We start from the raw sequence: 25,648 nt of genomic DNA, 5'->3' as shown, positions 1-25,648 counted from the left end.
GCGCGTGTCGGGCGCGGGCGTGGTCTGGTGCATACCCCCTGTTCGGCCGGGTGGATTTAATCTCTCCCGCGTCGCCGCCTTGTGTATGTACGAGAAGCTACTCGTCCCGGTCGACGAGTCGAGCGTCGAGATGGCGCTGTTGCCACACGCCTGTGAACTCGCGCTCCGGTTCGACGCCGAGGTGCGACTGCTCCACGTCGCCGACACCGCCCGCGACAGCGTCACCGTCACCAACGACGGACTGGTGGACGCACTCGAGGCCGCCGGCCGCGACGTGGTCGACGACGCCGGCGAGGTGCTCGACACCTTCGGCGTCGAGTACACGACCGACGTGGTACAGGGGAGTCCGGCCGACACCGTCGCCCAGTACGCCAGCGAGTTCGACTACGACTGTATCGCGATGGCGACCCACGGCCGGACGGGCGTCGCCCGGGGGCTGCTCGGGAGCGTGACCGAGAAGGTCGTCCGACTCGCCGACGTGCCGGTGCTCACGCTCCGGGGCGGTGACCACGACCCGCTCACGTTCCCCTACAAGCGGATTCTCGTCGCGACGGACGGGAGCGCGACCGCCGACCGCGCCGCGAGCCACGCCTTCGCGCTCGCAGAGACGCTGGACGCTTCGGTCCACGTCGTCACGGTCATCGACACGGCGGAACTCGGTCCAGACGTTCGGTCCGTGCTCGACACCAGCGGCGCGAGAGCCGCCGCACGCGAGACGGTGGGAGGTGTCGCAGGGGACGCCCCGGAGGGCGTCGATGTGACCACCGCGGTCATCGACGGGAAGCCATCGAGCGCACTCGGCGAGTACGCCGAGGCGAACGGGATAGACGCGGTCGTGCTCGGGACGACCGGCCGCCGCGGCGTCGACCGCATCCTGCTCGGCTCGGTCGCCGAACAGACCGTCCGCACCGCCTCGGTCCCGGTCATCACCGTCGGCGGCGAGTAACTCAGCAGTCGAACGTCCCGAGCGACCGTCGGTCGGGAGCCGACGGCTCCGGATACATCTCCTGTGTGACATGGAACAGTTCGACGGTCGCGAGCCGCGAGTCGTGACGCCGGTCCCACCGGTCACAGAGGTAGTCGGCGAAGCCGGGCCGGAGCGTCGCCGCGTCGGGCAAGCTGGTGAGATACAGATACCAACTGACGTTGGGGTACGTTGCCCCGCTGTCGGCGACGGCGAACTGTGGCTCGCCGCCGCGGAAGACGTCGACGCGCTGGCCGTCGGTCGTCGTGCCAACCGGAACCGACCAGCTGTCCGCGGTCTTCGGCTGTGGCGCGAACATGTCCCACCGGCGCTCTTCGGGGTCGACGGGTGCCGCGGGCACCGTCAGAAACCCGATGCTCGCGAGCGACCACACGAGCACGAACGCGAGCGCGACGGCTGTGAGCGTCTGGGTTGCGGGTCGCGGGACGGTCGGCCAGTCGTCAGGCGTCGGGAGCGCGGCCGCGGGGTCACGGAGGCGTGCGCGCAACGGCTCGGTCACTCGCTCGACGCGGTCCCAGACCGGCGGCGGGAGGAAGACGAGCAAGCTCGCAACGGAGACGAGCGGGAACACCCCGAGCCGGAGGGTCGCGAACATGAACAGGTGGCCACCGGCGAGCGCGGCGACGAGCAGCGTCCGGACGTGACCGCGCGCGAGCACGAGCAGGGGCGAACAGACGAGGAGAGCGAGCCACGCGTGGCTCCCGACCGAGAGCAGCGGCGTCCCCGCGACGAGATCGCCGAGTCCAACGGTGAGCGAGTCGACCTGATAGATGTACTGGACGGCGCTCCCCTCGACCCAGCGGTCACCGCGGAGCTTGAGCACGGCGTTGACGGCGTAGACGACGACCACCTGTACGAGGACGCCGAGCGTCGCAATGGAGACGGCGCGGCCGCGGTCGGCGGCGACGTGCCGGGCGTCGAGCGCCCACCGGCGACCGATTGGGAGGAACGCACACCACAACAACAGCCGACGCAGGAGCCAGTTGCCGGCGTTGGCGATGAGGAGATTCCGCGCGTGGAGCGAGAGCAGGAGGACGAACAGCACGAGCGCGGCCAGCCGGCTCCGGTAGCCGACGACGAGGGCGACCGCCGCGAGCGCCGTCAGCCCGAACAGAAAGGTCCCCCACGCGAGCGACCCCGAGAGGAGATACAACGACAGTTGGCTGATGGTCGGATACGCCTCCGCAAGCAGCGACCGCGGGAGGACGCCGGCGTCAGTGTAGAACGCGGCGATGTCGGGGAGCCGGAGCGCGAGGTCACAGAGCACGAGCAGCCCGAGGGCGATACGGACGGCGGCGAGCCCGCGGGTATCGATACCGACCCGAGCGGGAAGCGTCTCGCGCAGCGGTGCAAGCAGGGACACGACACACGGTGGGGAGACGGCGAGCGCCGTAGCTCTTTGCGTTCGTTCCGGCGGCAGTGAAGTTGACGAACGTGCTGTTTTCCGACTGTCGCTACCGAAGCACTAACCCCGAACCGGAGGAATACGGAAACGATGGATAGTTCCCCGCGTGACGAGGCAGCCGTCGACACCGACGACCGCTACCACCATCTCATCCCGCACGTCCAGGACGCGGTCGTCGAGTTCGAGTTCGTCGACGGAACGCCGGTCGTCCGGGAGGTGAACGGGGCGTTCACCGAGCAGTTCGGCTACGGGGCCGCGGAGATCGTCGGCGAACCGCTCAACGACTGGATCGTCCCCGAGTGGCTGGCGACCGAAGCCGAGGCGCTCGACGAACAGACGCGAGCGGGTGAGGTGAACTACCAGCGGGTGCGTCGGGAGACGGCGACAGGGCTGCGGGAGTTTCTCTACCGGGGGATACCGTACACCGACGAAGCGGGCGGACTGGACGGGTTCGCCGTCTACACCGACCTGACGGAGGTGACACGGAGCGAGCGCCGGATTCAGGTGATGAATCGCATCCTCAGACACAACCTCCGCAACGGGGCCAACGTCATCGCCGGCAACACCGCGCGGCTGCTCGCGGAGGGCGAGCCGACAGCAGAACGGACAGAGACGGCCGCGACGGTCGAGCGAGCGGCCCGCGAACTGGAGACGCTAGCCGAAGAGAGCGCGGACATCCAGCGGATGCTCGACGAGCCGGAGGTGGACGAGTCGGGTATCGACGCCGTCCCGCTCGTCCGGCAGGTAGCGAGCGAGACGCGCGCGAACGCTCCGACCGCGACCGTCGATACCGACCTCCCTGAGGAACTCGTCGTCTACGCGAACGACCACCTCCGGCGCGCGCTCGACAGCCTCGCCGACAACGCCGTCAGACACAACCCCGACCCGGAGCCGACGGTCCAATTGACCGCCCGGGCCGCCGACGCCGACAGCTGGGCCGACATCGCCGTCGAGGACGACGGCCCGATGATTCCCGAAATCGAGCGCGCCGTCGTGGGCGACGACGCCGACATCACCCCTGTTCGCCACGGCCGCGGGCTGGGGCTGTGGCTCGTCCGCTGGGCGACGGAGACGTTTGGCGGGACGCTCAGCTTCGAGGAGAGCGACCTCGGGGGCAACAGCGTCCGCCTGCGACTCCCCCGGCGTTAGGACGTCAACACCTCGATGCCGTCGGTGTCGTACGTCGACATCGCGGCGAGTCGCTCCGACACCGAATCGAGCGACACCTCCCGGCCGACGAGCGACCCGGGGTCGAGGTGGCCGCTTTCGACCATCGAGAGCAGTTCACCGAATCTAGTCGGAGGCATCCCGCGCGCGCCGAGCCAATCAATCTCCCACCGGGTCATCCAGTCGGTCGGCAGCGACACCACACCTTTCTCGGCCTCGGTCGTCAGTCCGACCTGTGCGTGGGTGCCGCGCTCGCGGAGACACCGGACGGAGTTGCGCGCGGTCTCCGCGCGACCGAGCGCGTCGACGCTCACGTCGGCCCCGCCGTGAGTGATGTCGCGGATCGCCTCGACCGGGTCTGACTCTACGGTCGCGACCGCGCCCGCACGCTCGGCGCGGGCGAGCGCCTCGGGGTCAACGTCGACGGCAATCGCTCGCGCACCGAGTGCGTCGGCAATCTGGACGGTCGAAAGCCCGACGCCGCCACAGCCGTGGACCGCGACCCAGTCGCCACCGGAGATATCGGCCCGGTGTGCGAGGGTGTGGAAGGCCGTCATGTACCGACAGCCGACGGCGGCCACGTCTCGGAAGGAGACGCCGTCGGGAATCGGCTGGAGGTTGTAGGATGCGTTCGGGACGGCCACCTGCTCGGCGAACGCGCCGGGGACGGGACGCTCGAAACCGAGCGCCAGCCCGTCGGGGCAGGTGTTCCCATGGTCGGAATAGCAGTGTGAACACGCGCCACAGCCGAGACTGAACGGGACGACGACGCGGTCACCGACCGAGAAGCCGGTCACGTCCGGACCCGTCTCGACGACGCGGCCCGCCGGCTCGTGGCCGAGCACATAATCGAGAGGGGCTTGATCGTCGGCCCACTCGCCGTGGCCCTGCCACGCGTGCCAGTCGGAACGACAGATACCGCAGGCCTCGACCGCGACGACGGCCCCGTCGGCGTCGGGGGTCGGGTCGGGCCGGGTCGTCACGTCGAGCGGTTCGCCGTACTCACGGAGGACGCCAGCGCGCATACGCGAGGTGTGCGCGAGACCGACAAAAGCGCTCGTGTCAGACGGCGGTGTACCGGTCGCCGCGCTGCTCGATTAGTCCCGTCTCGACCAGCCGGCGACACACCGGCAGCAGTCAGAGCAGTTGCTCGTCGAGCGCGGCCGACAGCTCGTCGGCCGTCGCCGCGCCGCGCTCGCTCAGATACAGATACACCAGCTTCGCCGTCGGCGAGGACAGCGCTCGGACCGAGTCCATATCCGCGACTGAGGACGACACATACTAAAACTATCTACGACGGCTGTCGAATTCAGAAGCCGAGATGCGAGCTCGATCCGGGCATATCGTCGTCGCTGATGCCACCGACGTGTTCGAAGGCGAGGTCGTCGTCGGTGAGATACACGTCCGTCCGGTTGATCGTGATGTCGACCTCGGCGAGTGTCGAGCCGGCGGCTTTCCCGTTGTCGCAGTAGCCGGTCGACCCGTCGAAGATGGAGCCGTGTTTCGGGCAGATGACGCCGCCGTCCCGGGTGACTGCACCGTTGCCACGGTCGAGTCGTTGGTCGATTTCGTGCTGACAGAAGTTCTTCCACGCGGCGATTTCGTCCTCGCTGTCGCGGATGAGGATGACCTCCTCCTCGCGGCCGTCGCTCTCGGTGACGGTAAAGAGGAACGACCCCTGTTCGGGCACTTCGTCGGTCGTCGTGATACGTTCCATACCGGCGGTTCACGTCCGAGCGAGGTGTGCGTTTCGCTCACTCGGCGAGGGCGATTCTCGACAGCTCGATACAGAGTCCGCCGGCGTCGCTCTCGGAGAGTGAGATACCCCAGCCGTGCGCCTCGGCGATGCGGGCGACGATGCCGAGTCCGAGTCCCGACCCCTCGCTGCTGGTCGTGTAGCCCGACTGGAGCACGTCCTCGCGCTCATCGGCCGGGATGCCGGGACCGTCGTCACAGATTGACAGCGTCGCAGTGTCGCCGGTGACGGTCACGCTCACGTCGATGTGGGGGTCCTCCGCGTGGTCGACGGCGTTGCGGAGCACGTTCTCGACACACCGCTGGAGACGCGGCTTGTCGGCAAGCACGGTCACCGACTCGGCGGGGACCGAGAGCGTCGCGCCGTCGGCGGGCACGCCGTTCCATGCAGTCTCGACCAGCGGCGTCAGTTCGACCGGCGACGGCGACTCGACGGTGCGGCCGTCGCGCGCTAACGTCATGGCGTCTTGGATGAGCGTCGTCATCCGGTCGAGCGCGTCCTCGGCGGCACCGAGATGCGAGGCGTCCTCGGTCTCGCGGGCGAGTTCAATACGGCCGCTGGCGACGTTGAGCGGCGTCCGGAGGTCGTGGCTCACGACCGACGCGAACTCGTCGAGCCGCTCGTTCTGTCGGCGAAGTTCCTCCTCGCGGGCCTTCCGCTCGGAGATGTCGCGGGCCACGCCCAACAACATCGGCTCGCCGTCGTGGACGATGCGGCGCGTGTTCAGCTGGTAGGGAATACACTCGCCGTCGTTGTTGACCTCAATTTCCCCGCGGAAGGAGCCGCCCGAATCGAGGATCTCCTGAAGCTCGGTCGTGAAGTCGCCCTCGACGGTGTCGTTTGGTATCTCGGCGACAGACATCTCCACGAGTTGGTCGCGGCTGTACGGGACCGCCTCGAGCAGGGCGTCGTTGACCGTGTCAAAGCGCAACGACTCATCGAGGATGTACACCGGGTCGGGGATGGAGTTGAGCACCTCCCGGAAGAACCGCTCCTGTTCGGCGATTTCGTCCTCGCGTTCGATGCGCGAGAGCGTCTCGGCGAGGTGGTCGCACAACAGGACGGCGGCCTCGTGGTCCTCGGTCGTGAAGACGCCGACGCCGTCACCGACCGCCTGGAAGATACCGTGTTCGCCGATTGGGACGCTGAGGAGTGCGACCTCGTTGTCGCTCTCGACGTGCGGGTACGCGGCCACGTCGTCGATGAGCAGCGCCTCGCCCGACTGATAGGAGAGACCGGCGATTCCCTCGTCGCTGGGGAGCACGTCAGCCTCGCCATGTTCGTCGCCGCGCTCCTCGACGACACGGAGCATCCCGTCACGCTCGATGCCGAAGGAACACCGGTCGAACGCCAGAATCTGCGTCGCGGCGTCTGCGGCCATCTCGATGGCCTCCAGCTCGTCGGTACAGGCGTGGAGGTCGCTGGTGAAGGCGGCGAGCGGCTGCATCCGTGTCGAGACCCGGTCGACCGTCTCGCGGTCGTACCGCGTGACGCGACGCTCGATGCGGTCGAGCAGTCGGTCGTACGCGTCCTCGTCTGTCGCGGGGACGTAGTCGGTCACGTCGGCGCGGATGGCCGCCTCGGCGAACGCCGCGGGGTCACGGGCGGTGAACAACACGATAGGCAACAGCGCGTCGTACTCACGGACCCTCTCGACCGTGTCGAAGTCGCCCGCAGTCGGGTCGACGACGAGACAGTCGGCCTCAGAGAGGTGATTGAGAACGTCGCTGGCGTCCGTGGCGGCGTCGATTGGAATCGCAGACAGGGAGGGGGCTCGCCGGGAGAGTTCCGCCGTCACGCGGGTGGCCGTGTCGGCGACCACGAGGACCGTCGGTCCCGTTGACTCTCCCTTCGCATTCATCTATGTATAAATTGCGGGCACTCGTATATATACTTACATACACTCGCGTGTATCGCCGGCAAGCGCCGACCGCCGACGGTTCGTCACAACAGCGGCTCGACGGCCGCCATCGTCGCCTCCTTCGTGTCGTCGTCCAGCCCGCTCGCGAAGCCGACTCTGACGGCGTCGACCCCGTCGATATCCCGGAACGTCGAGAGTCGCTCCCGCACCTCCCGTGGGGTGCCGGCGGCCGCGAGCGAGTCGAGGAGTTCGTCGGGCAGCGCGGCCGCCATCGCGTCCGTGTCGCGGTCCGACTCCCACGCCTCGCGAATCTCGTCGACCACGTCCGGATACCCCTGTTTCGCGACCGAGTCACCGTAGAACGGCCCGTACGCGCCGATGAGGAACGCGACCGCCGACCGCGCGCTCGCACGCGCCTGCTCGCGGTCCTCGCTCGCGACCGTCCGCACCAACGGCGTCACCCGCACGTCTTCGACGGCTCGCCCGCCGAGGTCGGCTCCGCGTTCGAGGTCGGCCAGCCGGTCGCGAAGCCCGTCGGCCGTGAACAGCTGTGGCACCCAGCCGTCGGCGAACCGCCCGACGAGTTCGGTCGCCTTCGGACCGAGCGCGGCCACGTCGATTGCCGGCGGCTCCTCTGGCACCGGACGGCTGTACCGCAGTCCACCGACATCGTAACACTCCCCCTCGTACTCGACGCTACCGCCCTCGTACACCTCCCGGATGATGTCGAGACACTCACGCAGTCGCCGAAGCGGACGGTCGAAATCCCCCCCGTGCCACCCCTCCGCGATGGCCGGCGAGGAGGTACCCAGCCCGAGCCGGAAGCGCCCGTCCGTCGTGTCGTGCATCGTCAGAGCAGTCTGGGCGAGCACGGTCGGCGCGCGCCCGTACGGCGAGAGCACGTCCGTCGAGACGCCGATTTCCTCGGTTCGCTCGCCGACGACGGTGAACGCCGACACCATGTCCCAGCCGGTGGTCTCGCCGGCCGAGACGCGCTCGAACCCCAGTTGTTCGGCGTGTCGAGCGCGGGCGGCGAGCGAGTCCAGCGAGTCGTGGTCGTCGGTCGATAAGACGAGTTCGTAGCTCATACGCCGGTAGCCGGGTGGGGACATGATAAACGTCGGGGCAGTACAGTCGCGGTGAACCGCTCGCCCTCGCTCGCGGACGCCTACTCTTCGTCTTCCTGTGCGTCGACGACCGCAACGGACGCCAAATTCACGATGTCTTCGCACTTCCAGCCGTTTCCCGCTCGGGTTCCACCCTCGCGGCAAACCCCTGGACCGGAAAGGCCGCGCCCTCACGAGTTCGGGCGCGGTGAACCGCTCGCTGTCGCTCGCGGACTACTCTTCTTCCTGTGCGTCGACGACCGCAACGGACGCCAAATTCACGATGTCTTTGACCTCGTCGCCGCGCTGGAGGACGTGGACCGGCTTGTCCATCCCGACGAGCATCGGGCCGACGGCGTCGGCTCCCCCGAGCCGCTGGAGCAGTTTGTACGCGATGTTGCCGGCCTCCAGGTTCGGGAACACGAGCACGTTCGCCGGCTCGTCGAGTTCGGTGAAGGCGTAGTCGGCCGTGAGAATGTCCTCAACGACGGCGGTGTCTGCCTGCATCTCCCCGTCGACCGGGAAGTCGACGGTCGGGTCGCTGCGGAGGCGGTCTGCGGCCTCGCGGGGTTTTCGCGTCCCCTCGTTGTCGACGGTTCCGAAGTCGGAGTACGACAGCAGGGCGACCCGGGGGTCGACGTTGAACTGTCGCGCGAGGTCGGCGGTGTGGCGGGCGACCTCCTCTAGCACGTCCTCGTCGGGAGCCTGATTCACGGTCGCGTCGGCACAGAAGACGACGCGGTCGTCGAAGGTGAGCATGTAGACGCCGGCGGCGTAATTGGCGTCGGGGGCCGTGCCCACGACCTGCAGCGGCGGGCGGAGCGCGGTCGGGTAGTGGTGGGTCAGGCCGGTGAGCATCACGTCGGCGTCGCCCATCTCAACGAGCGTCGAGGCGAGCCAGTCGCCGTCGCGGATGAGCGAGTCGGCCTCGTTGCGGGTGACGCCGTCGCGCTTGCGTAGCTCGTGGAGTCGCTCGGCGTAGGGGTCGAGGTGGTCGCTGGTCGGGTCGACGATTTCGGGGTCGAAGGCGAGTCCGAGTTCCGCCGCCCGGCGGTGAATCTGGTCGGCGTCGCCGACGAGTATCGGCTCGGCGATGCCCTCGTCCTGTAGCTGGTAGGCGGCGCGGATGATTTTCCGGTCTGCGCCCTCGGAGAAGACGACCCGTTTCGGGTTCGACTGCGCCTTCGTCAGGACGGTACGCATCATCTCGCGGCCCTTCCCGAGGCGGGCCTCGAGTTCGTCGCGGTAGCCGTCGAGGTCGCGCTCGACGCGGGCGACCCCGGAGTCGATAGCCGCCTGCGCGACGGCCGCCGACACCTCGAACAGGACGCGGGTATCCAGCGGCTTCGGAATCAGGTACTCCGGGCCGAACTGGAGCGGCTCGTCGCCGTACGCCTTCACGACGGCGTCGGGCACGTCCTCCTTCGCGAGGTCGGCGAGCGCCTCGGCGGCGGCCTGTTTCATCGGCTCGTTGATGTCGGTCGCGCGCACGTCGAGCGCGCCCCGGAACAGAAACGGGAATCCGAGCACGTTGTTCACCTGGTTCGGGTAATCCGACCGGCCCGTCGCCATGATCAGGTCGTCGCGGGCGGCCATCGCCTCCTCGTAGCCGATTTCCGGATTCGGATTCGCCATCGCGAACACGACCGGGTCGGTGGCCATCGACTGCACCATTTCCTGTGAGACGATACCGCCGACGGAGAGCCCGACGAACACGTCGGCTCCCTCCATCGCGTCCGCGAGTTCGCCCCCAGACTCGGCGGCGAACGGCTCGGTGTACTCGTGTGGGTCGCCGGCGGCCGCCCGCGCTTCGGTAATGATACCGTCGATATCGACCATCGTGATGTTGTCGGGGTCGACGCCGAGATCAGTGTAAAAGCGAGCGGTGGCGGTAGCGGCCGCGCCGGCACCCGAAAAAGTGACCGAGAGATTCTCGAAGGATTTGCCCGTCAGCTCACAGGCGTTCATCAGCGCCGCCCCGGAGATGATGGCGGTGCCGTGTTGGTCGTCGTGGAAGACGGGGATGTCCATCGACTCGCGCAGGCGCGTCTCGATTTCGAAACACTCGGGCGCAGAGATGTCCTCGAGGTTGATACCGCCGAACGTCGGTTCCATGCGCTCGACCGCGGCACAAAAGCCGTCGGGGTCGGCGTCGTCGAGTTCGATATCGAACACGTCGATGTCGGCGAATCGCTTGAACAGGACGCCTTTTCCCTCCATGACTGGCTTCGAGGCCTGTGCGCCGATGTCACCCAGACCGAGCACGGCGGTCCCGTTCGAGACGACGCCCACCATGTTCCCCTTCGTGGTGTAGCGGTAGGCGTCGGCTGGGTCGTCGGCTATCTTCTCACAGGGGGCGGCGACGCCCGGCGAGTAGGCCAGCGAGAGGTCGCGCTGAGTCTTCGTCGGCTTTGTCGTCGAAATCTCGATCTTCCCCGGCGGCTTCGCCTCGTGATACTCCAGTGCGTCCTCGTCGAGTCCCATATTTCGTCTCTATCGCCGGGCTACTAAACGGCTCTCGCTCGTTGTATCGTTCGTGACAGACCGGTCACTCGGTGTCGGCGTCGGCCAGCGCGTCGCCGACGAACTGCCGGATGATGCTCCCTTCGGCGCGGTGGAGCGTCTCCGAAGCCGTAGATTTCGCCACGTCGGCCGCCTCGGCGAGTTCGGTCAGCGTGCAGTCGCGGGGAGTGTCGTAGTACCCCTCCTCGACGGCGGTGAGTACGAGGTCGCGCTGGCGCGGCGTGAGCAGCGTCTCCACGTCCAACTCCTGTCTGAGCGACTCCACCTCGAACCGAAGCCCGTACTCGCGGAAGTAGTCGGTCAGCTTCGAGATGGCGTCGTCGGGCGCAGTCGCCTGCAGCGAGGCGCGACCGTCACGGCAGGCGAGCGGCGGCTCGAACGGTATCGACGCCCGGCGCAGACAGAAGACCACGAGCGGCGTCTCAGAGCGGAATCGGACGACGGTCGCCCCCTCACCGCGCTGGACCACGGAGAAGGCGCGAAAGCCGTCGACCTCGCGCATGAACTCGACCGGCCGGTCGGGGTTGGTCGCGTCGACGCGGACGAGCTGGTGACACTCGTTCTCGCCGGGTTCGAGCGCCAACAGCTCGAACTCGGCGTCTGGAAACTGCGTCGAGACGGTGTGTGCCCACTCCCCCTCCGAGAGCTGGACGACGAGGTTCGCGCGTGACACCTACATATGTTCGCTCGGTTCGGCCTAAAATCTGCGGGGTCACTCGGTGTCGAGCTGGTCCGACAACCCCCACTCGTCGGCCCGTGCGGTCGCCTCGGCCCGCGCCTCGGCTTTCAGCGCGGCGATCTGGTCGGGGTCGTCGAGAAAGTCAGCCATGGAGTCGTCGGTGGGGTCGTCGGGCGCGCGCTCGCGGAGGCGGGCCGCGAGTGCGGGGGCGTCGGCGCGCTCGGCTATCGCCCCGGGGTCGACGTGACACGCGGGGCGGTCGTGGAGCGACGCGAGGGCACTCGCACTCGTCCGGGCGCGTTCGACCCGAAATGGTCCCGTGTCGGGGAGCGCGGCGAGGGCACCCGCGCCCGTCTGGTCGCCGTCGGGGACGACCGCCGCGGTCGGCACACCACCATCGAGGGTGACGACGACAGGGTCGGCGTCGGCGAGCGGCATCCCCGACTCGATCCGGAGGTAGCCGGTGAGTTGGTCCGCGAAACAGGTTTCCAGCGGGGTAGCGAGCGACTCGACGACCCGCGAGGCGACCAGCGTCCCCTCGGGCGTCATGGCGGGTCGGGGATGACCGCCGACTGGAACCGGTCGGCGACCGCCTCGCCGTCACCGGCGCGCACGTCGAGCGCGTCGGCAGCCTGCCGGAACGTCTCGGCAGCGGCCGACTCGGGAGCGTATGCGAGGAGGGGTTCGCCCGCGCTTCTGGCGGCGCGGGCGGCGTCGGCGTCGGGTACCTCGGCGAGCGTCGGTCCCTCGAAGTAGCGGTCGGCCTGCTGGGCGACGCCATCGTCGCCGTCGTGGACTTTGTTGAACAGGACGCCGGCGATGTCCGTCCCGTACGAGAGCGCGTACTCCTGTACTTTCAGCCCGTCAGAGAGCGCGGGCACCGTCGGCTGGAGCACGACGATGGCGCGGTCGGCCAACACCACCGGGAGGACCGCGGCCTTCGAGCCGAGCGTCGCCGGCGAATCGAGGAGCAGCACGTCGGTGTCGCTCGCGAGGTCGGCCACCACGTCGCGCAGTCGGTCGGGGTCGGCGCGCTCGAACGCCGCGAGTGAGGTGCCACACGGGACGACCGACATCCCGAACCGCTCGTAGGTGGCCGCCTCGACGGACGGACCGCCCTCGACGAGCACGTCGTGGAGGGTCGCGTCGGCGTCGGAGAGACCGGCGTGAAAGAGCAGATTCGCCATCCCGGTGTCGGCGTCCACGACCGTCACGTCGTAGGAATCGGCGAGTGCCATCCCGAGCGCGAGCGTGCTCGTCGTCTTACCCGTTCCGCCCTTGCCGGAGGCGACGGCGAACGCTTCGACCATCTGGTTTCACTCGCCGTCGGTCGAACAAAAACATTCGGCCTCAGCGGACGACTGTCACGGGGGCGTGTGCCCGGCGCATCACGGACTCGGCGACGGAGCCGAGCAGGACGCGCGACACGCCGGAGCGACCGTGGCTTCCCATCACGATGTGGTCGCAGTCGCGCTCGTCGGCGAACACCACGATTGCGCGGCCGGGTTGGCCGACGACGACCTCGGAATCCGCGTCGTGCCCGGCCGCCCGCGCTTCGGAGGCCGTCTCCTCGACGCGTTCGGTCGCGGTCGTCTCCAGTTCGTCGAGCAGTTCGGCCCCCGCGCCGGCGGTGCCGGCGGGGGATTCGTATGCGCCCGTAATCGGCTCGGAGACGACTGCGTCTGCGGGGTCGACGACCGACAGCAGCGTCAGCTCCGCGTCCGGAAACCGGTCGAGCGCGTACTCGAACGCCTCGCGCGCCTGTTCGGAGCCGTCGACCGGGACGAGTAGATGTTCCTGCACGAGATTGGTCTCCCCCGTGGAAAATAAAAAATCGCCGGGTCAGTACTCCGGCAGTCGGGCCGACCGCTCGGACCCGTCGACGAACGGGAGCGGTTCGTGGCTCGCTGCCACCTGCTCGCCGTCGACGCGGACGGTGAGAGTATCGAGGTCGTCACCGAAGCCGACGAACGCGAGCGCAACCGGCGACTCACGCAGCGGGGGATCTCCGGCGCGGGTCACCTCGCCGGCGTGGCTGTCTCCGGCGAACACGGCTGCTCCAGGTTCGGGCACCGAATCGAGCGCGAGACCGACCAGCCGGCGCGAGGGTCGCCCGCGGTTCTCGATCTTCGAGACGACTTCCTGCCCGACATAACAGCCCTTCGAGAAGTCGAGGGCGTTCCGAAGCCCGAGCACGTTCGGCACCGTCCCGTCGAGTTCTGTCTCGAACATCGGGGTGCCGGCTTCGAGCGTCAGCGACTCCCAGGTTCGGTAGCCGAACGGGACGGCGTTGTTACCGCGGGTGATGAGCGTCTCGAACGCCTCGTGAGCATCGTCGGCCGCACACACCACCTCGTACCCCTCCTCGCCGGGGAGGTTGTCCGTCCGGATGACGCTGACGCCGGCTTCGCCCATCGAGCCGCGTACGAAGGTGAATTCCTCGTCCGGACTGCCGACGCCACCGTGGAGGACGCTGGCCACCTTCTCCGTGGCCGTCGGCCCGTGGACACCGAAGACGGCGAGATCATCGGTCGCGTTCTCGATGTCGACGTCCTGGATGAAGACGTTCTCGCGCCACGACGCCGCGAGCGGCGCGGCCTCGCCGGGCGGGGTGAAACAGAGCAGTCGCTCGCCGGCGTTGTAGACGTAGAGATCCGTCTCGATTCGTCCCTGCGGGTCAAGCAGGAGGGCGTACACGCCGCGGCCGTTCTCGGTCGGGACGGCGTTGGTGACGGCGTTGTCGACGAACTCGACGCGGTCGTCGCCGGAGATCTGGAGAATCCCGTAGCGCGTTTCGATGACGCCGACGCCCTTGCGGACGGCGCGGTGGGTGCGGTCGGGTCGGCCGTAGGAGTCGACGACCCGGCGGCCGTCGTACTCGCGGAAGGTGGCCCCGTGGCGCTCGTGGACCTCGGGAAGGACGGTCATTACCTACCGAAGTGTGCCGAGGGTGAAAAACGGCTCGTCGTCGAAACTAGAAGGGGAGCCGCTCGCGGAGCGCATCGACGACTGATGGGTCGTCCGTCTCCTCGTCGTCGGGAATCACGCGGTCGCGGGGGTAGATGCGGGTCTCGCTGTCGGCGTTGGTGACGCGGATGAGGTCGTCTGCTTTCAGCGCGGCGAGACTCTCCTCGATGTCGTCGATGGAGGCGTCGACGCTGGCGCGCACCTCGAAGATCGTGAGCCCCTCCTCGCGTGCGTCGACCAGCGTGTCGAGCACCGCGAGTTCCGTCTCGTCGCGGTCGCGATAGGTCGACTTCGCCTGCATACTCACGGCTACGTGGCGGGGCGACATAACCGTTCGTAGGGCGCGCGTCAGACACTCGTCGGGGGCGTCGGTAGCCTTATGCCCGCGACGACGGGAAGATGACCAATGGGAGTTACGTGTTCGCTACTCGGGCACGCCTTCGAGGAGGCGGACACCGAGCGTGAACGAACCGAGCAAGGGAGCGAGGCGATCACCGTCGTCCGCGAAATCGAGGAGTGTCGCCGCTGTGGCGAGCGCCGCGTCACCTCCGAGAGCAAGGAAGTCACCTCCATCGTCGAACCGTCGGACGTGGCCGTCGACGACGCGACCGACCCGGAGCCGGAATCGGCGGCAGAAACAGACGCCGAGTCGGAGCCTGAGCCGGCGGTCGCGGCGGCGACTGCCGGCGGAGAGCCGGGGCCGGGCGGTGACGAACCGCCGCTCGAGTCCGACCCGGCGGTGGACCCGGGGTTCACGTCCGGCGAGGACGACGAGGAGCCACCCGCCGACCCGAGCGAGGAGGACGCGGAGATCCTCGACGACGAGCCGACGGAGACGCCGAAGTCGGCGATGCGTGAACCTGGGCAGTGGCCGGACGAGAGCGACCAGTTCGACCCGAGCACGCTGACGGGCGACGAAGGGGTCGAGGCGTCGGCGTCCACGGAGTCGAGCGACGAGTCGCCACAGTCGGAATCAACCGAGGGGGCGGAGGCGACGACGGAGCCGGCGGCGACGAGCATTCTCGACGGCGAGTACGTCTGCCCGGAGTGTGGATTCACAGAGCAGATGGACGCCTCCTCGCTGCGGGAAGGCGACGCGTGTCCGGCGTGTCACCGAGGGTATCTCGACGCCCGATAGCTCCGAAATCCGTAAACCATCGGGTGTCGAATCGGCCGTATGGAGGAGTATAAGATGCGGCGCGGGGAGTATCTCGAGGAGCGAATCCCCGACCTCGAATCGACCGTCCAGGAGTACTTCGGCGAGATCACCGACACACAAGAGTACAACGACTCGGACCTGTTCGTCATCGAGAACCCCGAGAACCCGGTGTTCGAGCGCATCGTCGTCGGTGCCGTAACGTACGGAAGCAAGAAGGACACCCTCGCGGTCAACTTCGAGGAGCGCGAACTGGAGGACCTGATGGAGACGGGCGACGTGGACACCGCCGGCGACGCCAACACCGCGAAAAACGAGTTTCTGCTCGAAGCAACGGGTCGCGACGCGAAAGCGCGGCGCGACTCGATGAAACGCGACGTTGAGGACGAGGCCCCCGACGACTTCTGAGTTCGCGGGGACGCTGTGTTTTTCCCTCCCGATACCCCACGTCGGGTATGGGCTACGCGTGTCCCGTCTGTGACGACCCGCAGGTCGACGCTCGCCACCTCGCGAACCACCTCGCCTTCACCGCCATCCTCGGTGACGACGGCCACGAGGCGTGGCTCGACGAGCACGCCCCCGACTGGGCCGAGGAGGGCGAAGCGGAGCTCGCCGAGCGCGTCCGCGAGTTCGCGGAGGAAGACGAGTACCCACAGGTGTTCGAGGACACCACCGGCGGGCGATCCGACCGAGAGAGTGGTCGCTCGGGCGAACTGTTCGAGAGCGAGGGACACGACCACTCGGGTCACGACCACGGTCACGCACACGACCAGGAGCTGCCGTCACAGGCGGACGTAGAGATGGACGAGGACACGCAGGCGGTGTTAGAGGAGGCACGCGAACTGACGAAAGAGATGCTGGCCGAGAGCGAAGCAGACGAACCCGACGACGAAGACGAGAATTAGCGCCCGACCGCGGCCCGGATGCGGTCGCGCCGCCACCAGATTTCTCCCACGCCCCACGCGAGCAGCGTCAACCCTAACGCGAGCACTACGAGCAGCTCGGGATACAGAACCCACGAGGGCGAGACGTACAACAGCCCGTTGACGAGTAGTTGGGGGACGGCGGTTCGGAGGGTGTAGCCCGGATTCGCGAGCAGCCCCGCGCTCGGGTCGATACCGGGGTCGCCGGTGTCGACGGCCGGACCGCCACCCGACTCGCTGGGCGTGGCGAGTCGTTCCGCCTCGTACGGGAGCCGGACGGTCGCGGACCAGAGCACGGTGCCGTCGGGCGCGACCTCGATGACGCGGTCGCCGTGGCTGTCGGTGACGAGCGTCGAGCCGTCCGGGAGTCGGTCGGCGTCGCGCGGCCACTGGAGTCGCGCGTCGGTCCACGCCCACGTCTGGACCCACTCGCCGTCCTGTCGCTGGTACTCGACGACGCGGCGATTCTCGGAGTCGGCGACCGGAACGCCCGGGCCGCCGTTCGCCGCGGGGATGTAGTCGGGGTTGTGTTGTTCGTACAGGACGCTGTGAGCGCCGTCGGAGCCGAGCGTCTGTTCGGCCACCAAGCCCTCGCCGGGCCGGACGAAGACGACGGAGTCCTGATTCCGGAGGCTGGCCTGGAACCGGCCGTCTGGCGTCGTCTCGATGTCGTTGACGTGGGTCCAGTCGCCGGGCGACCCGCCCGACGAGCGGTCGTAGTCCTCCTCGGCGTTCCAGCGCCACACCTCCTCGCCGGTCGCGAGGTCGACGGTGTAGAGCGCGTCCTCGTAGATGTCGGCGACGGCGATGTGGGTCCCGTTGACGCGGTCGATGTCGTGGTATCGGTTCGACGGGATACGCGGCGTCGTCTTCGACCACAGGCGGGTGGTCTCGTCGGTGCGGAGATTCAGCCGCTCGTAGACGTTTCGCGAGCAGGTGTCGGTGGAGACGCCGGCACAGGCGTCGCCGGTCAGCTTCTCGGCGCCGACGTACTCGACGACGTAGGGGGCGTCGGGGACGGGGTCCACGTCGAAGTAGGTCTGGAGGGTGTCGTTGCGGTACGCGACGTTCCCCTCGTCGGTGAGCGCGACGAGTTCACCCGCGGCGTCGGATTCGGGGACGCCCTGAGTGGCGGCGACGGTGACGTTGGCGGCCGATTCGAGGGCGGCGGGGTCGTACCCCCCGGCGTCGGTCGGGCGGAAGCCGTCGGTCGTCGTCGGGTCGTGCGGGCCGGTGAGATAGCCGACGAGCAGGCCGACGAGACAGACGACGACGACCGCGAGGAGGGCACGGCGGAGGGTCGAGCGGGCGGGCATCGACTCTGACGTGTCGGGCAGGGTAGGATACTGTTTCGGTATATCTACCACCGACGACCACGTACGGGAGGTATGCACGAAGACGGGTGGCTCGCCCCGACGACGGCGACGGAGGCCCGGGAGGCGTACAGCGACCTCGCGCCGACGGCACAGACGGTCGTCCGGGAGACGGCCAAGGCGATGGCGTTCGACCGCGAGGAGTACGGCGACCGCGTCACGAGCGACGTCATCGAGACGGCACTGGACGCGCTGTTCGCCTCCCTGCTCAAGGTGACGGTCGGCACGCGCGGAGAGTTCGAGTCAGTGGTCGAAGACTCGGAGTTCGCCGTCGAACTGGAGGGGAGCGACGAGGTTGACAACGTCGCGTGGCACGTCGCCCCTGCGGGAGACACCGTCGTCGCTGCGACGTTCCACGCCGAGGAGGAAGCCGCCGTCGGCACGCTGCGGCGACAGGCGTACGGGAAGGTGTACCGAGACATCCTGAAGGAAGGCGACGGAAGCGAGGAGAGTGTGGAGGGAGCCGCGTCGTGAGACGCATCACGCGCAACGTCACGCTCGGACTGCTGGTGGTCGTCGTCCTGCTGCTCGCGCTCGGGGCGCTGCCGTCGCTGCTCCAGAGCGGCGACCCCTACTACGCCGAGGCGACGGCGGCCGAGGCTCCAGATGGAGTCGTTCCCATCGACGGCGCGAACCTCTCCGAGCAACGGTTTCCGTACACCTACGGCGCGGTGAGCGCAGCAGACGGCGGGACGGCGCGCTCGACGGCCTACTACAGGGGACCGTTCGGCATCAAGGAGACGTTTACCCACTCGGTGTTCGACGAGCGCGACGTGTTCAGACAGCGGTACGCGTCAAACATGTCGGGCGACGCCGTCTTCGTCACCTTCGAGAACGTCACGTATCGTGTGACGGTGGTGCAGCCGTGAGCGACAACGCAGACCACGACTGGCCGGTCGTCGAGTCCGTCGCCGAGTACGAGACCGGCTGGTACACCGGCGGCTACGACGAGGTGCGCCAGCCCGACGCCACGACGAAGAAGTACTACTGGGCTGACCTGCCGCCGGCGGTCGTCGTCGTCGCACAGGACGGCGACGACCTGGTGATGGTAGAGCAGTTCCGGCCGGCCATCCGCGAGCACTGTCTCGAGCTCGTGGCCGGCATCGTCGAGGACGGCGAGACGTACGCCGAGGCCGGCGCGCGCGAACTGGAGGAAGAGACCGGCTTCGTCCCCGACTCCGTCGCGCACGTCGAGGAGTTCTGGTGTTCGACGGGCGTCCTCCGTCACCGTCGCGGCATCGTCTATGCGGAGGGACTCACCGACGGGAAGCGCAAGCTCGACGGCAACGAGTTCATCGACGTGGTGCGCGTCCCAGTGGCGGAGGCGCTGGCCCGCGCACGCGAAGCGCCAGCCAACGACGCCACCATCGAGGGGATTCTGCTCGCGCGGGCGGACGGGCTACTGTAGGGGACACACCATCACGAACGCGTCCTCGCCGTCGTCGTAGTACCGGGGAAGTCGTCGGTGAATCTCGAAGCCGAACCGCTCGTAGAGGCGCTTGGCGGTGTCGTTGGTCTCCCGCACTTCGAGCTTGACGCGGCCGACGCCCTGGCGTCGACAGATACTGAGGGCGGTCCCGAGGAGATTCGCGCCGAGTCCCTGCCCGCGGGCGTCGGGGCGGACCGCGAGGTCCTTGACGTGGCCGAGCGGCGTCCCGCCGTTCGGGACGGTGTCGGCGACGATGAAGCCGTCGACTGACCGCTCGCCGGCGACGAGAAATCCGGGCTGACCGAGGAACTGCTCGAAGGCGGCGTAGGGCCACGGCTGGGGAAACGACGTGGTCTCGATGCGGTACACGTCGAGCAGGTCCGCCCGCGTCGCCTGCCGAATCGTCGGCCCGTCGGTCGGCTGGCTCCCGGCTGTCGTCACATTCGTCGTACGTCGGTCGGCCAGTAAAGCCTTGGTCGCCGGCAGCCAGCACTTTCTTATACACCTACCATTTACAACCGGGTGCACCCAGTTTTGGGTGCATCCCCACCTCGTCCCTGTCGGGAGGACTCCCCCCACCCTCCTCCCTCCGGGGACACGTTTCACTCCCCGACGCGTTCGCTGGTGAGCGCGAGCGACGCGAGAACGAGACGCCGGTTAGTTCGGCGTCCAGCCGCAGACGGTACACTCCGAGGCCGCCATCTCGTGGAGTCCGCCACACTCCGGGCACCGCTTTTTATTATAATCCTCCTCCCACGCCGGCGTCTCGGTTTCCGTCTCGTGGCCCCTGTCTGCGAGGAAGTCGTCGAAGATGTCGTTCGCGGTCGCCATACAAGCAGATAGTTAGCCCCGGTGGCAATAAATGTGTGGTACGTGGTAGCACGGATTGCGGCGGACGAGCGGCCCAGCGAAGCCACGCCCCTTATGCCCGGTGGTCGTGTTCATGTCTCTATGACCGACGATACGCACCTGACGCGGCTGTTCGGTGGTCCCGGCAGCGGGAAGACCACCGCGCTATTGGACCGCGTCGACGAGATGCTCGACGACGGCGTCGACGTGCGGGACATCCTCGTCGTCTCCTACACCCGGGCGGCCGCCGCGGAGATTCGCGAGCGACTCGCCGAACGACTCGACCGCTCGCCGAAGTCGCTGAAGGGGAACGTCTCCACGATGCACGCGAAGGCGTACGAGCTGCTCGACTTATCACGCGGCGACGTGGTCGGCGAGGACGAGAAAAAGGAGTTCTGCTCGGAGTACGGCATCGAGTTCGAGGGTGAGTACGACTCCAACCGGCGGCGCTCGTCGCGCTCGACCACCATCGGCAACAAGATTCTCGCCACCTCCGAGTGGCTCCAGCGCACCCGCCGGGACGTGGCCGACTGGTACGACGTACCCTTCCAGTGGGACGTGGAGGAGGTTCGACTCCCGCCGGAGGAGGACCCCAACTCACAGACGGGCAACAAGTACACCCCGACGTGGCCGTCGGACGACGACCGCATCGACGTGCCGGAGGTCATCCGGGCGTGGCGCGCGTACAAGGGGGAACACGGCGTCGTCGGCTTCGCCGACATGCTCGAACGCGTCACCCAGCGCTCGCTCGTTCCGAACGTCGACCACCTCGTCATCGACGAGTTCCAGGACATCACGACGCTCCAACACGACGCCTACGAGGAGTGGCGACCCCACATGGAGTCGGTGCTCATCGCCGGCGACGACGACCAGGTCGTCTACGCGTGGCAGGGGGCCGACCCCGCGCTCCTGCTCGAGGCCGACCCCGACGACGACGTAATCTTGCCGAACTCCTACCGGCTCCCGTCGAACGTGCTCAACGTCGTCAACCGCGAGATCCGCCACATCGACGAGCGACAGGAGAAGGACCTGAACCCGCGCAAGGAGGGCGGCACCGTCGAGGGGATTCGCTCGCCGTCGATGTTCGATTTGACGCGGAACGTCCGCGACACCATCGAGGCGACCGAGGACGAGACCGTGATGGTGCTGTTCCGGGCGCGCTATCAGCTGTTCCAGTTCATGGAGGAGTTCACCTCGATGGGGATTCCGTACACCTCGCTGACGGACATCCGGATGTGGACCGACCGGCTCGAAGGGTACGTCCGCGCCGTCGAGAAGAAGACCGACGAGGGACACATGACCGGACTGGAGGCGCGGCGGCTGGCCGAGATGCTCGCCGACTCCGCGTTCGGCACGAAAGAGCGCGACGACCTCTTCGACGCGCTCGACGAGCTGAAAGAGCAGAACAATGCGCGACTGGAGGATTTCGAGGTCAGTCCCGACTTCATCGAGGAGTACGCTCCCTTCACGCCCGGCGTCGCCGGCGCGTCGGACATGCTCACCCGCACCTCGAACTTCCAAGAGCGGTCCGTCGACGCCTACTTCGACGGGCCGTATCAGGGGATGGACGCCGACCGCGTCCGCGTGGGCACCATCCACTCCGCGAAGGGTCGCGAGGCCGACCACGTCTTCGTCTGTACCGACCTCACGGAGAAGGTCGTCGAGCAGATGGCGGCCAGCGTCGACCGCGACCGGCTCCCCGAAGCGGTGGAGTTCGAGAAGGGAACCGACCCGGTCCCCGTGTTGACGGACAACGAACGCCGCGTCTTCTACGTCGGGATGTCGCGCGCCCGCGAGCGACTCGTCTTGATGGAGAATCTCATCGACGGCGCGCCGACGCTCCCGCTCGACGTGCTCATCGACAACGAGCCCAGCGAGCTCCCGCTCGTGGAGTTCATCGAGCAGGCACAGGAACCGCTCGAGGTCGCCGAGCCGGCCGACTGACCGCGGCGACCGCAGTCGTTTCACCGCTAGCGACTCTACTTCAGGTATGAGCGAGCAAACGACACGAGTGTGGCTTGTCGAACGAACCTACTCGGACGACGAGCAGAACCTCATCATCCTCACGTACGCGACGACAGACGGCGAGCGCTACTTCCGGAAGGAGCGTGCGCTCACGACCCCGGGAGACCGCCGAGTGACGACCGCAGCCGTCAAGGCGGAGCCGCAGAATCTCGGCGACGTGACCGACCCCGACGAGCGGGCGCAGTACGCGGCCGAAGCACAGCGAATGGCCGCCGAACACGACCCCGACGACGAAATCTAGTCCTCTTCGGGCTCCTCGACGACCGCTCCGACGGTCTTCTCCGCGACGAGACCCGGGATGTCCGTCGGCGTCGTGAGATACTCCTCGATGAGCACCATCAACGCCGCAATCGCGAGCACGATACCCCCAACCAGATGCTCGCCCGCGAGCAGCTGCTCGATGCCGAAGATGACGAGCGGGACCGCCAGCGCGACGGTCGCCGCCAGCCCGATGGTACTCGTGATTGACCGCGCCATGTCTCCCGTGAGTCGCCGGCGACCGAAAACGCTCCGGGTCCGTCCCAGTTTCGGGAATACTAACACATTTGCGTCGCGTCGCCGTATCTCGACTGTGTTCACCGGAATCATCGAGACGACGGGTGAGGTGCTCGCCCGCGAGCGGACCGACGACGGACTGCGGCTCCGACTGGCAGCGCCCTTCGCCGACGAACTGACGCACGGCCAGTCGGTCGCGGTGTCGGGGGCCTGTCTTACCGTCGAGGAGCAGACCGACGACGACTTCTCCGTCTTCCTGGCCGAGGAGACCGTCGAGGTGACGTATCTCGGTGACCTCGGTGTCGGCGACAGCGTGAACCTCGAGCGCGCACTCCCCGCGGACGGTCGCTTCGACGGCCACATCGTGCAGGGTCACGTCGACGGCGTCGGCGAGGTGACCGGAATCGAGCAGGTGGAAGAAGATTGGTACTTCGAGTTCTCGCTCCCCGAGTCGATGGGCCAGTACGTCGTCTCGAAGGGCTCGATCACCATCGACGGCATCTCGCTGACCGTCGCCGACATCGACGAGGACGGATTCGCCGTCGCCATCATCCCGGCGACCTACGAGATCACGACACTCTCGGAGAAGTCGGTTGGCGACCCCGTCCATCTGGAGGTTGACGTCATCGCCAAGTACGTCGAATCCATCACCGAACAGTACGCCTGAGATGCGGTGACACAGCGCCCGCTGTTACAACCCTTATAAGCTCGCCCGCCTTCCGTCCGGTATGGATATTCTTCCGGACACGAGCGCGGTCATCGACGGCCGCGTGTCCGAACACGACGACGTGGCCCACGTCTACGTGCCGAACGCTGTCGTCGCGGAGCTGGAGTCGCAGGCGAATCAGGGGCGCGATTCGGGGTGGGCCGGACTCGAAGAGCTACAGCGGCTGGCGGCGGCTGCCGACGCCGGCGATATCTCTGTCGAATACATCGGCCGTCGCCCGACTCACGACGAGACCGAGGGCGCGGGCGAAGGTGACATCGACGCGCTGATTCGCGACCTCGCGCGCGACCACGACGCGACGCTGCTCACCAGCGACCGCGTGCAGGCGGAGGTGGGTGAGGCGATGGGCGTCACCGTCGAGTACGTCGAGCCGAAGGTCGACACGACCGACGACGGGACCGACGACGGACTCGACATCGAGCGGTACTTCGACGGCGAGACGATGTCCGTCCACCTGAAGACGGGCGTCGCACCGATGGCGAAGCGCGGCGACATCGGCGACATCGCGTACGGCCCGATCGGCGGTGAGCCGCTGTCGGAATCGGAGATGCTGACGTTCGCGAACGACATCGAGTCGACGGCGCGCGCCTCCTCGCGCGGCTTCATCGAACTTGAGGAGCCGGGGATGAAGATCATCCAGTACGCCGACTACCGTATCGCCGTCGCCCGGCCGCCCTTCGCCGACGGAATCGAGATCACGGCCGTTCGACCCATCGCCTCGCCCACGCTCGACGAGTACGACCTACCGGACGGGCTTCGCGACCGCTTCACCGAACACCAGCGCGGAATCTTGCTGTCGGGGTCGCCCGGCGCAGGGAAGTCGACGTTCGCGCAGGCGGTAGCTGAGTTCCTCGCCGACTCCGATTTCGCCGTTAAGACGATGGAGAAGCCGCGCGACCTCCAGGTCGGCGACCACATCACCCAGTACACCGAGCTTCGCGGGTCGATGGAGCGGACGGCCGACTCGCTGCTCATGGTGCGGCCCGACTACACCATCTACGACGAGGTGCGCAAAACGTCTGACTTCAGTACCTTCGCCGACATGCGACTCGCCGGCGTCGGGATGATCGGTGTCGTCCACGCGACGCGTGCCATCGACGCCCTCCAGCGGCTCGTCGGCCGCGTCGAACTCGGCATGATTCCACAGGTCGTCGACACGGTCGTCTACATCGAGGCCGGCGAGATCGACACCGTCTACGAGGTCGAAACGAAGGTGAAGGTTCCCCACGGCCTGATGGAGGAGGACCTCACCCGCCCGGTCGTCGTCATCTCCGACTACGAGACGGGCGAGCCGGCCTACGAGATCTACACGTTCAATCAGCAGGTCGTCACCGTCCCGCTCGAAGACGGCGACGAACAGGAGTCGGGGGTCAGCCGCATCGCGAAAAACGAAATCGAGCGCGAAATCAAATCCATCGCCCACGGACAGGTGGAAGTCGAGATTACGAGTGACAACGCCGCCACCGTCTACGTCTCCGAAAACGATATCTCGTCGGTCATCGGGAAGGGCGGCGGCCGCATCACCGATATCGAAAACCGGCTGAGCATGGAGTTAGACGTGCGGACACTCGATGAGTACGCCGGCGGCTTCGGCGGTGGCAGTGGTGGCAGCTCCGCCGGCGCAACCGGCGGGGGCAAGCAGGGTGAAATCGTCACGCCCGAAATCACCTCGCGTCACATCATCCTCCCCGTAGAGGGCCACTCGGGCGAGACGGTCGAGGTGCAGGCCGGCGGGCAGTATCTGTTCACGGCGACCGTCTCGCGGGGCGGTGAGGTGCAGATCTCCCGCGGGAGCGGGCTGGCCGACGAACTGGAGACGGCAGTCGACAGCGGCCAACAGGTGACGATTACGCCGCAGTAGTCGAGAAGAGCAGCCGCGCTATCGGAACGGGACTCACGGAGAAGACGAACTGCAACGAGCAGGACGAGAAACTCAGTCGTCGGCGGCCGCGACGGTCTCGGCGGATTGGTCGTCGGCGTCGGTGAGCTGGTAGAGATTCTGCCGGGCGTCGGCGAAGTAGACGTCTTCGCTGACCACGTCGATGGCTTCGAGCCGTTCGAGGGCGTAGCGAACGGTCCGGGCCGACAGCATCGACTCCTCAACGATGCCCTTCTGGGTCATCGGCCCGTCGTACTCCAGTACCTTGTAGACGAGCTTGGCGCTCGGTGGGAGATCGGCGACTGTCTCTCCGTCAGAATCGCTCATACTACTTACCCACAGA

At 67.5% G+C, this 25,648-nt stretch carries 29 protein-coding genes; 12 read left to right on the top strand and 17 right to left on the bottom strand.

The genetic code is table 11. The features are described from left to right. The first annotated feature begins 85 nt into the window (after nucleotides 1-85). Nucleotides 86-946: a universal stress protein gene (locus tag DMP03_RS05675; protein WP_152119734.1), complete on the top strand. Its 861-nt coding sequence runs from the start codon at nucleotides 86-88 to the stop codon at nucleotides 944-946. Between the two features lies 1 nt (nucleotide 947). On the opposite strand, the gene DMP03_RS05670 is transcribed toward DMP03_RS05675, so the two are convergent. Continuing rightward, nucleotides 948-2,348: an HTTM domain-containing protein gene (locus DMP03_RS05670; protein WP_172967084.1), complete on the bottom strand. Its 1,401-nt coding sequence runs from the start codon at nucleotides 2,346-2,348 to the stop codon at nucleotides 948-950. Nucleotides 2,349-2,480: 132 nt separating this feature from the next. Here DMP03_RS05670 and DMP03_RS05665 point away from each other — a divergent pair, with 132 nt between their 5' ends. Beyond that, nucleotides 2,481-3,539, top strand: coding sequence for a PAS domain-containing sensor histidine kinase (locus tag DMP03_RS05665; RefSeq protein WP_152119732.1), 1,059 nt, complete (start codon nucleotides 2,481-2,483; stop codon nucleotides 3,537-3,539). Here the strand turns inward: DMP03_RS05665 and DMP03_RS05660 are convergent. From DMP03_RS05660 to DMP03_RS05605, 11 genes are all read right to left on the bottom strand, one after another. Next, nucleotides 3,536-4,582: a zinc-dependent alcohol dehydrogenase family protein gene (locus DMP03_RS05660; protein WP_152119731.1), complete on the bottom strand. Its 1,047-nt coding sequence runs from the start codon at nucleotides 4,580-4,582 to the stop codon at nucleotides 3,536-3,538. The genes DMP03_RS05665 and DMP03_RS05660 overlap by 4 nt on opposite strands. A 284-nt stretch (nucleotides 4,583-4,866) precedes the next feature. Further along, nucleotides 4,867-5,274 carry a Rieske (2Fe-2S) protein gene (locus tag DMP03_RS05650; protein ID WP_152119730.1) on the bottom strand — a complete coding sequence of 136 codons (408 nt, stop codon included), beginning with the start codon at nucleotides 5,272-5,274 and terminating at the stop codon, nucleotides 4,867-4,869. Between the two features lie 37 nt (nucleotides 5,275-5,311). After that, nucleotides 5,312-7,174 carry a GAF domain-containing sensor histidine kinase gene (locus tag DMP03_RS05645; RefSeq protein ID WP_152119729.1) on the bottom strand — a complete coding sequence of 621 codons (1,863 nt, stop codon included), beginning with the start codon at nucleotides 7,172-7,174 and terminating at the stop codon, nucleotides 5,312-5,314. A gap of 83 nt (nucleotides 7,175-7,257) precedes the next feature. After that, nucleotides 7,258-8,262, bottom strand: a complete 1,005-nt coding sequence (locus DMP03_RS05640) for a TIGR04024 family LLM class F420-dependent oxidoreductase (protein WP_152119728.1) — start codon at nucleotides 8,260-8,262, stop codon at nucleotides 7,258-7,260. Between the two features lie 252 nt (nucleotides 8,263-8,514). Further along, nucleotides 8,515-10,764: an NADP-dependent malic enzyme gene (locus DMP03_RS05635; protein WP_152119727.1), complete on the bottom strand. Its 2,250-nt coding sequence runs from the start codon at nucleotides 10,762-10,764 to the stop codon at nucleotides 8,515-8,517. Between the two features lie 64 nt (nucleotides 10,765-10,828). Continuing rightward, nucleotides 10,829-11,476, bottom strand: coding sequence for a helix-turn-helix domain-containing protein (locus tag DMP03_RS05630; RefSeq protein WP_152119726.1), 648 nt, complete (start codon nucleotides 11,474-11,476; stop codon nucleotides 10,829-10,831). Between the two features lie 39 nt (nucleotides 11,477-11,515). Continuing rightward, nucleotides 11,516-12,031 (bottom strand): hypothetical protein, encoded by a 516-nt coding sequence (locus DMP03_RS05625; RefSeq protein WP_152119725.1) that lies wholly within the window; start codon nucleotides 12,029-12,031, stop codon nucleotides 11,516-11,518. After that, complete coding sequence (locus DMP03_RS05620; protein ID WP_152119724.1) at nucleotides 12,028-12,792, bottom strand: nucleotide-binding protein; 765 nt, start codon at nucleotides 12,790-12,792, stop codon at nucleotides 12,028-12,030. Before DMP03_RS05620 ends, DMP03_RS05625 begins: the two co-directional genes overlap by 4 nt. Nucleotides 12,793-12,832: 40 nt before the next feature. Continuing rightward, the gene (locus DMP03_RS05615) at nucleotides 12,833-13,285 is read right to left on the bottom strand and encodes a universal stress protein (RefSeq protein ID WP_152119723.1); all 453 of its coding nucleotides are present in this window, start codon (nucleotides 13,283-13,285) and stop codon (nucleotides 12,833-12,835) included. A gap of 39 nt (nucleotides 13,286-13,324) precedes the next feature. Next, nucleotides 13,325-14,410 carry a CAF17-like 4Fe-4S cluster assembly/insertion protein YgfZ gene (ygfZ, locus tag DMP03_RS05610; protein WP_152119722.1) on the bottom strand — a complete coding sequence of 362 codons (1,086 nt, stop codon included), beginning with the start codon at nucleotides 14,408-14,410 and terminating at the stop codon, nucleotides 13,325-13,327. A gap of 46 nt (nucleotides 14,411-14,456) precedes the next feature. Further along, entirely contained in the window at nucleotides 14,457-14,750 is a 294-nt protein-coding gene (locus DMP03_RS05605; protein ID WP_152119721.1) for a DUF6432 family protein, read from the bottom strand. A gap of 105 nt (nucleotides 14,751-14,855) precedes the next feature. On the opposite strand from DMP03_RS05605, the gene DMP03_RS05600 reads away from it, so the two are divergent. The 3 genes from DMP03_RS05600 to DMP03_RS05590 are packed head-to-tail and all read left to right on the top strand — an operon-like array spanning nucleotide 14,856 to nucleotide 16,510. Next, on the top strand, nucleotides 14,856-15,587 hold the full coding sequence (locus DMP03_RS05600; RefSeq protein WP_152119720.1) for a DUF7093 family protein: 732 nt from the start codon (nucleotides 14,856-14,858) through the stop codon (nucleotides 15,585-15,587). A gap of 39 nt (nucleotides 15,588-15,626) precedes the next feature. Then, nucleotides 15,627-16,013 (top strand): DUF5611 family protein, encoded by a 387-nt coding sequence (locus DMP03_RS05595; RefSeq protein ID WP_152119719.1) that lies wholly within the window; start codon nucleotides 15,627-15,629, stop codon nucleotides 16,011-16,013. Between the two features lie 47 nt (nucleotides 16,014-16,060). Further along, nucleotides 16,061-16,510, top strand: coding sequence for a DUF5810 domain-containing protein (locus DMP03_RS05590; protein WP_152119718.1), 450 nt, complete (start codon nucleotides 16,061-16,063; stop codon nucleotides 16,508-16,510). On the opposite strand, the gene DMP03_RS05585 is transcribed toward DMP03_RS05590, so the two are convergent. Further along, complete coding sequence (locus DMP03_RS05585) at nucleotides 16,507-17,844, bottom strand: arylsulfotransferase (asst) (RefSeq protein WP_152119717.1); 1,338 nt, start codon at nucleotides 17,842-17,844, stop codon at nucleotides 16,507-16,509. The genes DMP03_RS05590 and DMP03_RS05585 overlap by 4 nt on opposite strands. Nucleotides 17,845-17,916: 72 nt before the next feature. Between DMP03_RS05585 and DMP03_RS05580 the strand changes: the two genes are divergently transcribed. Genes DMP03_RS05580 through DMP03_RS05570 form a run of 3 tightly spaced genes read left to right on the top strand, consistent with a single transcriptional unit; the run spans nucleotide 17,917 to nucleotide 19,309 of the window. Then, nucleotides 17,917-18,375, top strand: a complete 459-nt coding sequence (locus DMP03_RS05580) for a DUF5809 family protein (RefSeq protein WP_152119716.1) — start codon at nucleotides 17,917-17,919, stop codon at nucleotides 18,373-18,375. Next, nucleotides 18,372-18,770, top strand: a complete 399-nt coding sequence (locus tag DMP03_RS05575) for a hypothetical protein (RefSeq protein ID WP_152119715.1) — start codon at nucleotides 18,372-18,374, stop codon at nucleotides 18,768-18,770. Before DMP03_RS05580 ends, DMP03_RS05575 begins: the two co-directional genes overlap by 4 nt. Then, nucleotides 18,767-19,309 carry an NUDIX hydrolase gene (locus DMP03_RS05570; RefSeq protein ID WP_152119714.1) on the top strand — a complete coding sequence of 181 codons (543 nt, stop codon included), beginning with the start codon at nucleotides 18,767-18,769 and terminating at the stop codon, nucleotides 19,307-19,309. Before DMP03_RS05575 ends, DMP03_RS05570 begins: the two co-directional genes overlap by 4 nt. On the opposite strand, the gene rimI is transcribed toward DMP03_RS05570, so the two are convergent. Both rimI and DMP03_RS14235 read right to left on the bottom strand, forming a co-directional pair. Further along, nucleotides 19,301-19,771: a ribosomal protein S18-alanine N-acetyltransferase gene (gene rimI / locus DMP03_RS05565; RefSeq protein WP_152119713.1), complete on the bottom strand. Its 471-nt coding sequence runs from the start codon at nucleotides 19,769-19,771 to the stop codon at nucleotides 19,301-19,303. The genes DMP03_RS05570 and rimI overlap by 9 nt on opposite strands. Nucleotides 19,772-19,987: 216 nt before the next feature. Beyond that, complete coding sequence (locus DMP03_RS14235; protein WP_172967083.1) at nucleotides 19,988-20,161, bottom strand: HVO_0416 family zinc finger protein; 174 nt, start codon at nucleotides 20,159-20,161, stop codon at nucleotides 19,988-19,990. 120 nt (nucleotides 20,162-20,281) lie between these two features. Between DMP03_RS14235 and DMP03_RS05560 the strand changes: the two genes are divergently transcribed. Both DMP03_RS05560 and DMP03_RS05555 read left to right on the top strand, forming a co-directional pair. Next, nucleotides 20,282-22,123: a UvrD-helicase domain-containing protein gene (locus tag DMP03_RS05560; RefSeq protein WP_152119712.1), complete on the top strand. Its 1,842-nt coding sequence runs from the start codon at nucleotides 20,282-20,284 to the stop codon at nucleotides 22,121-22,123. Nucleotides 22,124-22,169: 46 nt separating this feature from the next. Beyond that, nucleotides 22,170-22,445 carry a hypothetical protein gene (locus DMP03_RS05555; protein ID WP_152119711.1) on the top strand — a complete coding sequence of 92 codons (276 nt, stop codon included), beginning with the start codon at nucleotides 22,170-22,172 and terminating at the stop codon, nucleotides 22,443-22,445. On the opposite strand, the gene DMP03_RS05550 is transcribed toward DMP03_RS05555, so the two are convergent. Then, nucleotides 22,442-22,681, bottom strand: a complete 240-nt coding sequence (locus DMP03_RS05550) for a DUF7533 family protein (RefSeq protein WP_152119710.1) — start codon at nucleotides 22,679-22,681, stop codon at nucleotides 22,442-22,444. The genes DMP03_RS05555 and DMP03_RS05550 overlap by 4 nt on opposite strands. A 94-nt stretch (nucleotides 22,682-22,775) precedes the next feature. Here DMP03_RS05550 and DMP03_RS05545 point away from each other — a divergent pair, with 94 nt between their 5' ends. Together DMP03_RS05545 and DMP03_RS05540 are read left to right on the top strand one after the other, a co-directional pair. Then, complete coding sequence (locus DMP03_RS05545) at nucleotides 22,776-23,366, top strand: riboflavin synthase (protein ID WP_152119709.1); 591 nt, start codon at nucleotides 22,776-22,778, stop codon at nucleotides 23,364-23,366. Between the two features lie 61 nt (nucleotides 23,367-23,427). Next, nucleotides 23,428-25,287 (top strand): PINc/VapC family ATPase, encoded by a 1,860-nt coding sequence (locus DMP03_RS05540; protein ID WP_152119708.1) that lies wholly within the window; start codon nucleotides 23,428-23,430, stop codon nucleotides 25,285-25,287. A 72-nt stretch (nucleotides 25,288-25,359) separates the two neighbouring features. On the opposite strand, the gene DMP03_RS05535 is transcribed toward DMP03_RS05540, so the two are convergent. Then, the gene (locus tag DMP03_RS05535; protein WP_075937905.1) at nucleotides 25,360-25,632 is read right to left on the bottom strand and encodes a MarR family transcriptional regulator; all 273 of its coding nucleotides are present in this window, start codon (nucleotides 25,630-25,632) and stop codon (nucleotides 25,360-25,362) included. Nucleotides 25,633-25,648: the final 16 nt, after the last annotated feature.

Source organism: Halosegnis rubeus (assembly GCF_009184545.1).
In the GTDB taxonomy this organism is placed as follows: Archaea; Halobacteriota; Halobacteria; order Halobacteriales; family Haloarculaceae; genus Halosegnis; species Halosegnis rubeus.
The sequence above is the reverse complement of the archived record's forward strand: the minus strand, read 5'-3'. Positions and strand labels throughout refer to the sequence as shown.

What these genes read in the sequence shown, in the direction of transcription:
- DMP03_RS05675 (WP_152119734.1), top strand. Translation starts at nt 86, where the DNA reads ATGTACGAGAAGCTACTCGTCCCGGTCGACGAGTCGAGCGTCGAGATG.
- DMP03_RS05665 (WP_152119732.1), top strand. Translation starts at nt 2,481, where the DNA reads ATGGATAGTTCCCCGCGTGACGAGGCAGCCGTCGACACCGACGACCGC.
- DMP03_RS05660 (WP_152119731.1), bottom strand. Translation starts at nt 4,582, where the DNA reads ATGCGCGCTGGCGTCCTCCGTGAGTACGGCGAACCGCTCGACGTGACG.
- DMP03_RS05650 (WP_152119730.1), bottom strand. Translation starts at nt 5,274, where the DNA reads ATGGAACGTATCACGACGACCGACGAAGTGCCCGAACAGGGGTCGTTC.
- DMP03_RS05645 (WP_152119729.1), bottom strand. Translation starts at nt 7,174, where the DNA reads ATGAATGCGAAGGGAGAGTCAACGGGACCGACGGTCCTCGTGGTCGCC.
- DMP03_RS05640 (WP_152119728.1), bottom strand. Translation starts at nt 8,262, where the DNA reads ATGAGCTACGAACTCGTCTTATCGACCGACGACCACGACTCGCTGGAC.
- DMP03_RS05635 (WP_152119727.1), bottom strand. Translation starts at nt 10,764, where the DNA reads ATGGGACTCGACGAGGACGCACTGGAGTATCACGAGGCGAAGCCGCCG.
- DMP03_RS05625 (WP_152119725.1), bottom strand. Translation starts at nt 12,031, where the DNA reads ATGACGCCCGAGGGGACGCTGGTCGCCTCGCGGGTCGTCGAGTCGCTC.
- DMP03_RS05620 (WP_152119724.1), bottom strand. Translation starts at nt 12,792, where the DNA reads ATGGTCGAAGCGTTCGCCGTCGCCTCCGGCAAGGGCGGAACGGGTAAG.
- ygfZ (WP_152119722.1), bottom strand. Translation starts at nt 14,410, where the DNA reads ATGACCGTCCTTCCCGAGGTCCACGAGCGCCACGGGGCCACCTTCCGC.
- DMP03_RS05605 (WP_152119721.1), bottom strand. Translation starts at nt 14,750, where the DNA reads ATGCAGGCGAAGTCGACCTATCGCGACCGCGACGAGACGGAACTCGCG.
- DMP03_RS05600 (WP_152119720.1), top strand. Translation starts at nt 14,856, where the DNA reads ATGGGAGTTACGTGTTCGCTACTCGGGCACGCCTTCGAGGAGGCGGAC.
- DMP03_RS05595 (WP_152119719.1), top strand. Translation starts at nt 15,627, where the DNA reads ATGGAGGAGTATAAGATGCGGCGCGGGGAGTATCTCGAGGAGCGAATC.
- DMP03_RS05590 (WP_152119718.1), top strand. Translation starts at nt 16,061, where the DNA reads ATGGGCTACGCGTGTCCCGTCTGTGACGACCCGCAGGTCGACGCTCGC.
- DMP03_RS05585 (WP_152119717.1), bottom strand. Translation starts at nt 17,844, where the DNA reads ATGCCCGCCCGCTCGACCCTCCGCCGTGCCCTCCTCGCGGTCGTCGTC.
- DMP03_RS05580 (WP_152119716.1), top strand. Translation starts at nt 17,917, where the DNA reads ATGCACGAAGACGGGTGGCTCGCCCCGACGACGGCGACGGAGGCCCGG.
- DMP03_RS14235 (WP_172967083.1), bottom strand. Translation starts at nt 20,161, where the DNA reads ATGGCGACCGCGAACGACATCTTCGACGACTTCCTCGCAGACAGGGGC.
- DMP03_RS05560 (WP_152119712.1), top strand. Translation starts at nt 20,282, where the DNA reads ATGACCGACGATACGCACCTGACGCGGCTGTTCGGTGGTCCCGGCAGC.
- DMP03_RS05555 (WP_152119711.1), top strand. Translation starts at nt 22,170, where the DNA reads ATGAGCGAGCAAACGACACGAGTGTGGCTTGTCGAACGAACCTACTCG.
- DMP03_RS05550 (WP_152119710.1), bottom strand. Translation starts at nt 22,681, where the DNA reads ATGGCGCGGTCAATCACGAGTACCATCGGGCTGGCGGCGACCGTCGCG.
- DMP03_RS05540 (WP_152119708.1), top strand. Translation starts at nt 23,428, where the DNA reads ATGGATATTCTTCCGGACACGAGCGCGGTCATCGACGGCCGCGTGTCC.
- DMP03_RS05535 (WP_075937905.1), bottom strand. Translation starts at nt 25,632, where the DNA reads ATGAGCGATTCTGACGGAGAGACAGTCGCCGATCTCCCACCGAGCGCC.